The organism is Sphingopyxis sp., assembly GCF_025869345.1.
Taxonomy (GTDB): Bacteria; Pseudomonadota; Alphaproteobacteria; order Sphingomonadales; family Sphingomonadaceae; genus Sphingopyxis.
This window is the reverse complement of sequence record NZ_JAOZVW010000042.1, coordinates 1-12,519: the sequence shown is the minus strand read 5'-3', so window position 1 is coordinate 12,519 and position 12,519 is coordinate 1. Positions and strand designations below refer to the sequence as shown.

Genomic DNA, 12,519 nt, shown 5'->3' with positions numbered 1-12,519 from the left:
GCGCCCGCGAGCGCCGCCGCGGCCGGGACCGCCCTGGCCCCGCGGCCCGCGCGAGCCGTCGGGCCGGGAACCGCCCTCACCGCCGCGCGCCTCGCCCTGCTTCGGCTGGGCAAAGCTCTTGCCGAAATTGAAACCCCAGCGGATCTGCGAATTTTCCGCGCGGTCGAAATTGACCGGACGCTGGTCGATCGCGATCAGCGTGCCGTCATTGGCGCGCGTCACGCGGTCGGGGAAAGCGGCCTCGATCTCCGGCGTCAGCAGCGGAAAGCTGTTCGCAGTGTCATAGCTTTTGTTGCTGTTGTAATTGATCGAGAGCCGGAGTCCGTCGATCATCGGCGGCGACCAGTTGAGCCCCAGCTTGAAATCGCGATGCTGTTCGGCGAGCAGGAAGGGATTGCCGCCGGTCGTCGTCGTGATCAGCACCGTCTGGCCGGTCTGGAAGTCGTAATAGGTCACCGCGGGCGTCACGAGCGGCGCGGCGCCGAGCTGCTGGACGCCCGGCGCGGCTTCGTCGCGATTGAAGCTGGCGATCATCGACAGATTGCCGGTGATCCCCCAATTGAGGTTGGCGCCCCAGCTTTTCAGCGATCCGAAATCGCTCGGGTTCTGGACCTCCCCGCTCAGCGTCAGCGACACGCGGCCGATCTTGCCGGCATGGTAATCGGGATCGAGCAGCGGCACGGTCAGCGAGCCGAACACGCCCGGCAGATCGCGGGCGAGGTCGCTCGTCGTCACCGCGCCCGAGCGGTCCGACTGGCTGTCGTAGCGGATTCCCGAATAGCTGCCGGTCATCGACAGGCGGATCGGGCCCGCCCAGCCTTCGGTGACCGTGCCCGACAGATTGGCGCTGCCGCCGAAGGTCTGCTGGCTGCTGTCGAACCGGTCGCGCCCGCCGCCGATCCGGTCGGTGAAGGTGCGCTGATCGGCATCGGCATAATTGCCCGACAGCGACCAGCGCCAGTCGCCGAGCATCCCGTTGACGCTGGCGGTCGAGGTCAGGTTGCGGCTGCGGCTGTCGCGTTCGAGCGGGTCGCTCGTCCCGCCCGCGCCGGGGCCGAGCAGCGACAGGCTGTCGGTCTGGTCGAGGCGCAGGTTGAGCGAGGCGTCGGTCACCTTGTTCAGGCTGCGCTGGATCGTCCCGTCGATCGAATAAGTGTCCGATTCGGGAAGCAGGCTGCGCCCGGTGTCGCCAAGGCCGCGCTCGCGTTCGAGGAGCATCGTGTTGTGCTCCCACCCGCCGTTGAGGTTGACGCGGCCATTCTTGCCGATCGCGACAAAGCTCGGCTCGATCTCGCTCTGAAAGCGGCCGCCCTGGGTCGGGATGCCGCCTTCGGCCTCGACCGAGAGCTGCCGGAAATTCGGCTTGAGGACAAGGTTCACGACGCGGTCGGTCGCGGCATAGCCATATTGGAGCGCGACCTCTTCGGGAAATATCTCCACCTTGGCGATCGCCTCGGGCGGCAGGTTGCGGACCTCGCCGAAACCGCCGATGCGCCGGCCGTTGACGAGGATGATCGGGCGCCCGCTGCCGCGCCCGCGCCCCGACCGCGTCTGCGGCGCCAGTGCGTCGAGCAGTTCGGACACGTTCGACACGCCATAGCTGGCGATCGCCGCTTCATCGAGTTCGGCCTCGGCCTTGATGTCGGTGTCGAGTTGTCCCGCCAGCCGCGGCGCGGTGACGATGATCTCGTCGCCGCTGTAATCGTCATAATCCTCCTCGTCGTCCTGAGACGGGGCGATGGCGGGATCGGCGGGCTGTTCGGCCGCCGCCGCGATGGCGGCGGAGCCGATCGGAGCCTCCGCCATCGCCGGCAGCGCCAGCGACGCTCCGGCCGCCAGCAGGACGGCGCGGGTGGACAGGGACAGGCGATGATTAGTCATAAGGAGAGAGCCTTGTTCTTTTTATCTTGGTTTTTACTTGGCATGGCGGGACTTAACGCTCGCTGACGCCGCCCTTTGTTCGCGGTTCATCTATGTCGCAATTGTCGCAACAATGTGTCGAGGCTATCGCCATTCCACCAACGGCGAATATCGACCGCTGGACAGCATGGCTCGCCTTCCTTATCGGCCAGCCATGCCGACTCCAGACTCTTCCGCTTTGCCCGAATCCATCCTGCCCGAATCTATTCTGATTATCGATTTCGGCAGCCAGGTGACCCAGCTCATCGCCCGCCGCGTCCGCGAGGCGGGGGTGTATAGCGAGATCGTCCCGTTCAGCGCCGCCGAGGCCGCGCTCGAACGGATGCGGCCGAAGGGCGTGATCCTGTCCGGCTCGCCCGCCTCGGTCCCCGCGACCGGCAGCCCGCGCGCCCCGCAATCGATCTTCGACAGCGGCCTGCCGATCCTCGGCGTCTGCTACGGCCAGCAGGTGATGAGCCAGCAACTCGGCGGACAGGTCGAACCCGGCGGCGCCGACGGCGAGCGCGACGGCGAGTTCGGCCGCGCCTTCCTGACCGTCACCGAACCCTGCGTGCTGTTCGACGGCCTGTGGGAGGTCGGCGAGCGGCATCAGGTGTGGATGAGCCACGGCGACCGCGTCACCGAATTCGCCCCCGGCTTCCGCATCGTCGCGATCAGCGACGGCGCCCCCTTCGCGCTGATCGCCGACGACGAGCGCCGCTATTACGGCACCCAGTTCCACCCCGAGGTCGTCCACACCCCCGACGGCGCCCGGCTGATCGCGAATTTCGTCCGCCACGTCTGCGGCTGTTCGGGCGACTGGACGATGGCCGAGTTCCGCGCCACCAAGATCGCCGAAATCCGCGCCCAGGTCGGCGGCCAGCGCGTCCTCTGCGGCCTGTCGGGCGGGGTCGATAGCGCGGTCGCCGCGGTGCTGATCCACGAAGCGATCGGCGAGCAACTCACCTGCGTCTTCGTCGATCACGGCCTGCTCCGCATGAACGAGCGCGAGCAGGTCGAGCGCCTGTTCCGCGACCATTACAACATCCCGCTGGTCGTGGTGGACGCCGAGGAGCGCTTCATGGCGGGCCTTAAGGGCGTCACCGATCCGGAAAAGAAGCGCAAGTTCATCGGCGGCGAATTCATCAACGTCTTCGAGGAGGAAGCGAAGAAGATCGGCGGCGCCGACTTCCTTGCACAGGGCACCCTCTATCCCGACGTGATCGAGAGCGTCAGCTTCACCGGCGGGCCGAGCGTGACGATCAAGAGCCATCACAATGTCGGCGGCCTCCCCGAGCGGATGAACATGAAGCTCGTCGAGCCGCTGCGCGAACTGTTCAAGGACGAAGTGCGCCTGCTCGGCAAGGAGCTCGGCCTCCCCGACATCTTCGTCGGCCGCCACCCCTTCCCCGGCCCCGGCCTCGCGATCCGCATCCCCGGCGAGGTATCGAAGGAACGCTGCGACATCCTCCGCAAGGCCGACGCGGTGTATCTGGACGAAATCCGGGGTGCCGGCCTCTACGACGCGATCTGGCAGGCGTTCGCGGTGCTGCTCCCGGTGAAGACCGTCGGCGTGATGGGCGACGGCCGCACCTACGACCATGTCTGCGCGCTCCGCGCCGTGACTTCGACCGACGGCATGACCGCCGACATCTACCCCTTCGACGCCAGCTTTCTCAGCCGCTGCGCGACGCGGATCATCAACGAGGTGCAGGGCATCAACCGCGTCGTCTACGACTATACGTCGAAGCCACCGGGGACGATCGAGTGGGAGTGAGCGGAGCGCTCAATCCCGCACTATCGGCTCGCCCGTTCGCGGGTCGACCAGCGTCACATTTTCCAACGCCTGGATTCGCCACTCGCCTTCGCGCCGGGTGATCACCGCGAGGATCATCGTGTCGACCCGGTGCGGCCCCGCGGGATGCGCCGCCCCGGCGCTCAGCCGCGACCAGATATGCAGGATCACGGCATCGGCGGAGATCGCATCGACGTCGGCGACCGCGTTGATGAGCGTCGAATCGCTATCGCATCGACGTCGGCGACCGCGTTGATGAGCGTCGAATCGCTGTAGATCGTCTCGTGGATGGGGACATGACCCGCGACGATCCGCTCGACGCCGCGCCAATAGGTGCCGAAGCGATTGACGAAGCTGGCGTCGGCATGGAACAGCGAAGCGAAGGCCGCCATATCGTGCCGGTTCCACGCATCCGCAAAGCGCGCGGCTATATCCGTCGGTCCCTTGTCCTGAGCCATCATCCGTCTCCCTGACCGCCGAACGCCTCTCGACGGCCGAACACATGCCGTCCTATCCTGCCGCTCCACCGAAATCGACAGGTGAGTCGGATCATGAACCGGATCGAAACCCAGGCCTCGGGCGGCTGCCAGTGCGGCGCGGTGCGCTATCGCGCGTCGGCGATGCTCGACACGTCGCACATCTGCCATTGCCGCATGTGCCAGAAGGCGGCGGGACATTATTTCGCGGCGCTGGTCGGCGTGCCCAAGGATGCGCTGAGCTGGACGCGCGGCGCGCCTGCGACCTTCAAAAGCTCGGATCAGGTCGAGCGCGGCTTCTGCCGCGACTGCGGAACGCCGCTCTATTACGACTACACCGAAAGCCGGCATCTAAGCGTCACCACGGGCTCGCTCGACGACCCCGCGCGCTTTCCGCCGAAGATGCAGTTCGGGATCGAGGCGCGCCTGCCGTGGATCGACACGCTTCCCACGCTGCCGCAGGAAAGCACGACCGAGGAAACCATGCCCGACGCCGCCGCGAAGATCGCCGCGAGCAATCATCAGCACCCCGATCACGATACCGACAGCTGGCCCTGCAGCACCTGAACGGAGTAACCCATGTCGATCGATTATATCACCATCGGCACGAACGACATGGCGCGGTCGCGGCGATTCTACGACGCGGTGATGCCGCATCTCGGCGCATCGCTCGATGTCGACTTCGGCGATCAGGCCTGTTGCTACGCGCTGCGCGATGGCGGCCGGGTGTGGATCGGAAAGCCGCATGACGGGCGCCCCGCGCAGCCCGGAAACGGGATCATGCCCGGCTTCCGGTGCGAAAGCGCGGCCGCAGTCGATGCCGCTCACGCCGCGGCGCTCGCGAACGGCGGCATGAACGAGGGCGACCCCGGACCGCGCCCGCTGTACGGCCCCGACTTCTACGGCGCCTATGTCCGCGATCCCGAGGGCAACAAGATGAGCTTCGTCCATCTGGGCGCGCCAGAAAGCTGAGGACTTGCCCCGCCCCGCAAACAAAGCCAGAGCGGGCGAAACCATGCCTTCCCGCCGGAGACCAAGCCGCCGATGACCCCCACCGCGAAAATCCTCCTGCTCGGCTCGGGCGAACTCGGCCGCGAGTTCACCATTTCGGCGAAGCGGCTCGGCTGCCACGTCGTCGCCTGCGACAGCTATGACGGCGCGCCGGCGATGCAGGTCGCCGACGAGCGCGAGGTGTTTCCGATGCTCGACGGCGACGCGCTGCGCGCCGCGATCGAGAAGCATCGCCCCGACCATGTCGTGCCCGAGATCGAGGCGATCCGCACCGAGGTGCTGGTCGAACTCGAGGCCGAAGGCTTTCACATCGTCCCGTCCGCGCGCGCCGCGCAGCTCACGATGAACCGCGACGCGATCCGCGACCTTGCCGCGAGCGAGCTCGGCCTCGCGACCTCGACCTTCGAATATGCGACGAGCCGCGAAGAACTCGCCGCCGCCGCGGCGCGCGTCGGCTTTCCGCTCGTCGTCAAGCCGGTCATGTCGTCGTCGGGCAAGGGCCAGAGCACGGTGCGGAGCGCGGCCGACATCGACGCCGCGTGGGACTATGCCGCCGCCGGAATGCGCGGCGACCGGCTGCGCGTGATCGCCGAGGCGTTCGTCGATTTCGACTATGAGATCACGCTGCTCACGATACGGCACAAGGATGGCGTTTCCTTCTGCCCGCCGATCGGCCACCGGCAGGACCGCGGCGACTATCGCGAAAGCTGGCAGCCCGCGGCGATGTCCGCCGCCGCGCTCACCGCCGCGCAGGAGATGGCGAAGAAGGTCGTCGACGCGCTCGGCGGCCACGGCATCTTCGGGGTCGAGTTCTTCGTGAAGGGCGATGCGGTGATCTTCTCCGAACTTTCGCCGCGCCCGCACGATACGGGGATGGTGACGCTCGTATCGCAAGCGCTGTCCGAATTCGACCTCCACGCCCGCGCGATCCTCGGCCTGCCGATTCCCGCCGTCACCGTGCCGCACGCGAGCGCCAATGCGGTGCTGCTCGCCGACCGCGATGCGGCGGACTTCGCTATTACGGGGCTCGCCGAGGCGCTGGTTCCGCCGAACGCGAACATCCATGTCGATGTCCGCGTCTTCGGCAAGCCGGTCACCCGCCCGTACCGCCGCATGGGAATCGCGCTCGCCCGCGTCGAAGGCGGCACGACCGACGAAGCGCGCGCGGTGGCTGCGGCGGCGGCGGCGAAGCTGAAGATCGACTACGAGGGATAAACCAACTGCGCCGATCGGCGCTTTTTCGATTGATTAAGCGACATTCTGTATCTCATAACTTCGTCGTTCCCGCGAAAGCGGGAACCCAGCGTAGGGTCAGCCGACGCACGCTCTGGGTTCCCGCTTTCGCGGGAATGACGAAGATGAGGATGTCGGCTCTCCACCTCCAAGCACCCACAACGTGTCGCACGGACATAGCTAGGCCGCCCCGCATCCCCCTGCTACACCCCGCGCCATGTCCGATAAGAATCATCTCTATCTGGTCGATGGCTCCAGCTACATCTTCCGCGCCTATCACCGCCTGCCGCCGCTGACGAACCCGAACGGGGTGCCGGTCGGCGCGGTCTATGGCTATACGACGATGCTGTGGAAGCTCGCGAAGGATTTGCACGACGCCGACGGGCCGACGCATCTTGCCGTCATCCTCGATCACAGCAGCCACTCGTTCCGCAACGACATCTACGACCAGTATAAGGCGAACCGGCCCGAACCGCCCGAGGATCTGCGCCCGCAATTCCCCTTGATCCGCGACGCGACGCGCGCCTTTTCGCTGCCGTGCATCGAGATGGCGGGGTATGAAGCCGACGACCTGATCGCCTCCTATGCCGAGGCCGCGGTGCGCGAGGGGTGGGACGTCACCATCGTCTCCTCCGACAAGGATCTGATGCAGCTCATCCGCGAGCCGACCGACGGCTCGCCGCACGTCGACATGCTCGACACGATGAAGAATGTCCGGCTGGGGATCGACGCGGTGAACGAGAAGTTCGGGGTCGCCCCCGACCTTGTCGGCGACGTCCTCGCGCTGATGGGCGACAGCGTCGATAACGTCCCCGGCGTACGCGGCGTCGGGCCGAAGACCGCGACCAAGCTCATCCAGGAATATGGCAATCTGACCGCCGCGCTCGACGGCGCCGGGACGATGAAGGTCAGCAAGCTGCGCGACAATCTGATCGAGCATCGCGCGATGGCCGAATTGTCGCGCGTCCTGGTCGATCTGAAGCGCGACGTGCCGCTGCCCGACCCGCTCGACGATTTGAAGCTCGGGGCGATCCCGCCGGGGCCGCTCAAGCTGTTCCTCGACGAGCATGGTTTTCGATCGCTGTCGGCGAAGCTCGACAACGGCGTCGCGCCGAGCGGCCCGCCGACGCTGCCGCGCGCGGGGGCGGCGCCCGCTGCAACGCCCGCCGCGCCTTCGACGCCGACCCTCCCGGCATGGCCCGCGATCGACCGCACACTGTACGAGACGGTGACGACGATCGAGGCGCTCGACCGCTGGGTCGAGGCCGCGCGCGCCGCGCATGTCGTCGCCGTCGATACCGAGACCGCGAGCCTCGACAGCGTCACCGGCACCCTCGTCGGGGTCAGCCTGTCGACCGGCCCCGGCAAGGCCTGCTACATCCCGCTCGGCCATGGCGGCACCGACATGTTCGCCGAAAAGCCCGATCAGATTCCGATTGGCGACGCGCTCGGCCGCTTGCATGCGCTGTTCGCCGACGAGGCGGTGCTCAAGGTCGGGCACAATCTCAAATATGACATCGGCGTCCTCGCGCAGCACGGGCTGACGATCGCGCCCTATGACGACACGCTGGTGATGAGCTTCGCGCTCGACGCGGGCAAGCATCAGCATGGGCTCGACGAACTGGCGAAGCTCCACCTCGATCACATCTGCCTGACCTTCAAGGAGATGTGCGGAACCGGCAAGTCGCAGATCAGCTTCGCCGAAGTGCCGCTCGACCGCGCGACCCATTATGCGGCGGAGGATGCCGAGGTCGCATGGCGCCTGTGGAAGCTGCTCAAGCTCCGCCTGCCGATCGAGGGCGGGACGCGCATCTACGAGATGGTCGACCGCCCGCTCGCCGCCGTGGTCGAGCGGATGGAGCGCGCGGGGATCATGGTGAACCGCGACTATCTCGCGCGGCTGTCGGGCGAGTTCGCCAACGACATGCTGCGCATGGAGGGAGACATTCACGCGCTCGCGGGCCAGCCCTTCGCGATCGGCAGTCCCAAGCAGCTCGGCGAAATCCTCTTCGACAAGCTGGGGCTGAAGGGCGGGCGCAAGGGCAAGTCGGGCGACTGGTCGACCGACCAGAACGAGCTCGAACGCCTCGAACGCGACGGCGTGCCGATCGCGCGCAAGATATTGGAGTGGCGCCAGCTCGCGAAGCTCAAATCGACCTATACCGACGCCTTGCAGCAACAGATCAACGCCAAGACCGGCCGCGTCCACACCAGCTACAGCCTCGTCGGCGCGCAGACCGGGCGGCTGTCGTCGACCGACCCCAATCTTCAGAACATCCCGATCCGCACCGAAGTCGGCCGCCAGATCCGCGACGCCTTCATCGCCGCGCCCGGCCATGTGCTGATGGCCGCCGACTATAGCCAGATCGAGCTTCGCCTCGCGGCGCATATGGCCGACGTGCCCGAGCTCAAGCAGGCCTTCGCGCAGGGGCAGGACATTCACGCCACGACCGCGATCGAGCTGTTCGGAGAGGTCAACCGCGACACGCGCGGTAAGGCCAAGACGATCAACTTCGCGATCCTCTACGGCATTTCGCGCTGGGGTCTCGCGGGGCGGCTGGAGATCACGCCCGACGAGGCTCAGGCGCTGATCAGCCGCTATTTCGAGCGCTTTCCGGGCATCAGCGACTATATCACCGACACGCTCGAAACCGCGCGTGCGCGTGGGTATACCGAGACTTTGTTCGGGCGGAAAACCTGGTTCCCGCGCATCAAGGCGGCGAGCCAGAACGAGCGCGCGGGCAGCGAGCGCGCCGCGATCAACGCGCCGATCCAGGGCACCAGCGCCGACCTGATCAAGCGCGCGATGGCGCGGATGCCGAAAGCGCTCGATGACGCGGGGCTCGGCGACGTCAAGATGCTGCTCCAGGTCCACGACGAACTCGTCTTCGAGGCGCCCGAGGACAAGGCCGACGCCGCGGGCGAGGTCATCCGCCGCGTGATGTCGGGCGCCGCCGAGCCGGCGCTGACCCTCTCGGTGCCGATCGAGGTCGAGATCGGCATCGGCAAGAGCTGGGGCGAAGCGCATTGATCGCGCTGCTGCTGTTCGCGGCGGCGCCGATCGCCGATCCGATTGCCGGAACACCGCCCCCCGCGGCCGAAACCAGGGCCGCACCGCCCGCGATCGCCGATAGCGACATTCGCGAATATGCCGCGATTGCGGGCCGCAAGGTCGCGGGACGGCCGGTCGGCGGCCCCTATGTCACCGCCGACAAGCTGCTGCTGCTCGGCCGCGACGGCAAGGGCTATCCCGTCGTCGCCGCGAGCCTCGGCTTTCCGGCGCGCCAATCGCTGCCCGCGCCGCCCGAAGGCACGCTCGCCGTCGTGCGGCTGCACCAGAAATCCGAAACCGTCGTTCCCGGCCCCACGGCCGACGACCTTGCCTTCGTCGCTGCGAACAAACTGCCGCTGTTCGTGATCGGCGAATGGGCACGACCGGCGCCGATGTGGGAGGTCGCGTGGGTCGATGACGGCGTGCGTTTCCGCATGATCGGCGAGGTCGGCGAAATCGGCCCCTGGCAGGAATAATTATCGGACGGGCGGCGGCCCGTAGCGGTTCGGCCCCGCAGTTCCCGCGCGTACCAGTTCGACAACGAGCCAGAGCAGGATCAGCCCGCCGACGATGGAGGGCCAATCGACCCCGGCCGATGCCTGCATCCTGGCTGGAAAGGACAACGCATCGGCGAAATCGGGCCGAGCTTTCTTTTCCATCTCCGCAAAGACCTGCGGCATCCGTTCCGCCATCGCCGCCATGCGCCGCGCCTGCCCCAGTCCGCTGGCGAAAATCGCGCCCGGCAACGCCAGTGCCCACCAGCCCGCGCGGCCGCGATCGTGCAGGCGCCGCGCCGTAGCGGTTATCAACAGCAGCGCGCCGAGCAGTTGAAGGCCGAGGTTCACATAGGCCATGGTCACCATCGCGCGAAGCTGATGCTCCAGAAACGGGGCGCCCGCTGCCGGAACGCCCGGCCGGGCCGTCATGACCAGATCGAGCGGCGGAATGGTCAGAACGAATTGGAGGATGATCTGCAGGACGACAAGCGGTCCGAAGACGAGCAGCAGGAAAAGCCAATATTGCATCCGGTCGTCGCGGCCCCGCGCGTCGAAAAGTCCGCCGACTCCGCGTCGCGCGACCTCAGCCATCGAAACGTCCGCCATGCCCCTCCCCCGGAGTCCCTCTTCGCTCGCGGCGCAGACTATCGGGTCGCACCAGGCCTGCCAATCGCCCAAACGCGCCACTTTGGCGGCGAGCCGTCGCCGGGGTGCGGCATCGGGGGCACGCGGTCTTTTCGGCTCTGCACCTTTGGTCTATGACGGCGCCATGACATTCCGCCGGCACTTTTGCGACAGCGGCGGCGAAAGGCTTTCATGACGATCCCCCCGGCGGCCGGCGCGCCGACCCGCATTCAGCAGAATTTTCTCGCGCGCCACGAACGCCGTCTGCTCAACTGGATTTGCCCCCGCCTTCCCGCGTGGGTCACCCCCGATCAGCTCACGACGCTCGGCTTCCTGGGCGCCGTCATCGTCGCCGCGGGTTATATGCTGAGCTGGATCGACGACGAATGGCTGGGGCTCTGCCTCGTCGGCTATATCGTCAACTGGTTCGGCGACTCGCTCGACGGCAGCCTCGCGCGCTGGCGGCGGATCGAGCGGCCGCGCTACGGCTATTTCGTCGATCACAGCATCGACGCGGTCGGGACGCTGCTGATGGTCGGGGCGATCGGGGCCAGCCCTTATATGCGGCTCGACGTCGCGCTGATGGCGGTGATCGGCTATTTCCTGCTGTCGATCCACACGTTCCTCGCCGCGAAGGTCGTCGGCGAATTCCGCCTTTCCTACATGGCGGGCGGGCCGACCGAGCTGCGGCTGATGCTGATGGCGATGACCGTCACCATGGCGCTCGTCGGTCCCGGCGACATCGGCGGCACCAATTTCTCGCCCTTCGACCTGTTCGGCCTCGTCGTCGCGAGCATCCTCGTGACGATCTTCGTCGTCCAGAGCTTCGCGATGGCGCACTCGCTCCGCCGCAGCGGGGGTTAGTCCTTAAGGCCTGAGGCGCGCCTGCGGATAGGTGCCGAGCAGCGCCAGCGATTTGGTCTGGAAATCGAGCTCCTCGAGCGCGCGGTCGATATGCTCGTCGCCCGGCGCGCCGACGATGTCGGCATAGAATTTGGTCGCCGCAAAACTGCCGCCGACCTGATAGCTTTCGAGCTTGGTCATGTTGACGCCGTTGGTGGCAAAGCCGCCGAGCGCCTTGTAGAGCGCGGCGGGAATATTCTTCACCTCGAAGACGAAGGTCGTCATCAGCGGCACGCCGGCCGGCGGCTCCGCGAGCGGCTCGCGCGCCAGGACGACGAAGCGCGTCATGTTGTGGTCGGCGTCCTCCATCCCGGTGCCGTGCAGCGTCAGCCCGTAAAGCTCCGCCGCGTGCGGCGGCGCGAGCGCGGCGAGGCCGACCTCATCGCTGTCGGCGACCCAGGCGGCGGCGCCCGCGGTGTCGCTGTGCGCGACCGGCGAGATATTGTTCGCGCGCAGCCATTGGCGGCACTGGCCGAGCGCCTGCTCGTGGCTCATCGCGCGCGTGACGGGGCCAAGGTCGCGGCTCATCAGGCCATAGCGGATCGGCAGGAAATGCTCGCCGACGATGAACAGGCCGGATTCGGGCAGCAGGAAATGGATGTCGGCGACACGGCCGTGCAGGCTGTTCTCGATCGGGATGATCGCGCGCTCGACTTTCCCATCGCGCACCGCCTCGATCGCGTCCTCGAACGAATAGCAGGGCAGCGGCAGCGAATCCGCGTCATATTCGCGCGCGGCCAGATCGCTGTTCGCGCCGGGCGCGCCCTGAAAGGCCAGCCCGCGCGCCGGCTCGGCGAGCGCCGCCGCCCGCATTTCGTCCACCAATGCTTGTGCCGAAGCCGAATAACTGCCCATGACCGCCTTCCCGCGCCAGAAGCGCGGCGCATAGCGGCAGCGCCCTTCGCGCGCAACCGGCGCGGCATCGCATTTGAGGGGCGTCGTGCTTTGGCTGCTGACGGCTTGATCGCCCTCCCCCGTCACCCCGGACTTGATCCGGGGTCCCGCTCCGCGACGTCGATGAAGCGGGAC

Annotated in this window: 12 protein-coding genes; 7 read left to right on the top strand and 5 right to left on the bottom strand. The window is 67.1% G+C overall.

The features are described 5' to 3' along the window. The coding region (locus OJI97_RS05250) for an ABC transporter ATP-binding protein (RefSeq protein ID WP_297661802.1) at positions 1-1,881 on the bottom strand (1,881 nt) is incomplete at its 3' end. A 193-nt stretch (positions 1,882-2,074) separates the two neighbouring features. Between OJI97_RS05250 and guaA the strand changes: the two genes are divergently transcribed. Then, positions 2,075-3,676 carry a glutamine-hydrolyzing GMP synthase gene (gene guaA, locus OJI97_RS05245; protein WP_297661803.1) on the top strand — a complete coding sequence of 534 codons (1,602 nt, stop codon included), beginning with the start codon at positions 2,075-2,077 and terminating at the stop codon, positions 3,674-3,676. Positions 3,677-3,685: 9 nt separating this feature from the next. Here the strand turns inward: guaA and OJI97_RS05240 are convergent, their stop codons facing one another. Together OJI97_RS05240 and OJI97_RS05235 are read right to left on the bottom strand one after the other, a co-directional pair. Next, positions 3,686-3,865: a hypothetical protein gene (locus OJI97_RS05240; RefSeq protein WP_297661800.1), complete on the bottom strand. Its 180-nt coding sequence runs from the start codon at positions 3,863-3,865 to the stop codon at positions 3,686-3,688. Beyond that, positions 3,862-4,152: an SgcJ/EcaC family oxidoreductase gene (locus tag OJI97_RS05235; protein ID WP_297661798.1), complete on the bottom strand. Its 291-nt coding sequence runs from the start codon at positions 4,150-4,152 to the stop codon at positions 3,862-3,864. Before OJI97_RS05235 ends, OJI97_RS05240 begins: the two co-directional genes overlap by 4 nt. 93 nt (positions 4,153-4,245) lie before the next feature. Here OJI97_RS05235 and OJI97_RS05230 point away from each other — a divergent pair, with 93 nt between their 5' ends. The 5 genes from OJI97_RS05230 to OJI97_RS05210 all read left to right on the top strand — a co-directional run bounded on the left by OJI97_RS05230 (position 4,246) and on the right by OJI97_RS05210 (position 9,942). Next, positions 4,246-4,737, top strand: coding sequence for a GFA family protein (locus tag OJI97_RS05230; protein ID WP_297661796.1), 492 nt, complete (start codon positions 4,246-4,248; stop codon positions 4,735-4,737). Between the two features lie 12 nt (positions 4,738-4,749). Next, positions 4,750-5,142, top strand: a complete 393-nt coding sequence (locus OJI97_RS05225; protein ID WP_297661795.1) for a VOC family protein — start codon at positions 4,750-4,752, stop codon at positions 5,140-5,142. 72 nt (positions 5,143-5,214) lie between these two features. After that, a complete protein-coding gene (gene purT, locus OJI97_RS05220; RefSeq protein ID WP_297661793.1) occupies positions 5,215-6,396 on the top strand; it encodes a formate-dependent phosphoribosylglycinamide formyltransferase in 1,182 nt (393 codons plus the stop codon). 235 nt (positions 6,397-6,631) lie between these two features. Continuing rightward, positions 6,632-9,445: a DNA polymerase I gene (gene polA / locus OJI97_RS05215; RefSeq protein WP_297661791.1), complete on the top strand. Its 2,814-nt coding sequence runs from the start codon at positions 6,632-6,634 to the stop codon at positions 9,443-9,445. After that, positions 9,442-9,942, top strand: coding sequence for a hypothetical protein (locus tag OJI97_RS05210; RefSeq protein ID WP_297661789.1), 501 nt, complete (start codon positions 9,442-9,444; stop codon positions 9,940-9,942). Before polA ends, OJI97_RS05210 begins: the two co-directional genes overlap by 4 nt. On the opposite strand, the gene OJI97_RS05205 is transcribed toward OJI97_RS05210, so the two are convergent. After that, positions 9,943-10,569: a DUF805 domain-containing protein gene (locus tag OJI97_RS05205; RefSeq protein WP_297661787.1), complete on the bottom strand. Its 627-nt coding sequence runs from the start codon at positions 10,567-10,569 to the stop codon at positions 9,943-9,945. 210 nt (positions 10,570-10,779) lie between these two features. On the opposite strand from OJI97_RS05205, the gene OJI97_RS05200 reads away from it, so the two are divergent. Next, entirely contained in the window at positions 10,780-11,451 is a 672-nt protein-coding gene (locus OJI97_RS05200) for a CDP-alcohol phosphatidyltransferase family protein (protein ID WP_297661785.1), read from the top strand. Between the two features lie 3 nt (positions 11,452-11,454). On the opposite strand, the gene OJI97_RS05195 is transcribed toward OJI97_RS05200, so the two are convergent. Next, the gene (locus OJI97_RS05195; RefSeq protein WP_297661783.1) at positions 11,455-12,345 is read right to left on the bottom strand and encodes a prephenate dehydratase; all 891 of its coding nucleotides are present in this window, start codon (positions 12,343-12,345) and stop codon (positions 11,455-11,457) included. Positions 12,346-12,519: the final 174 nt, after the last annotated feature.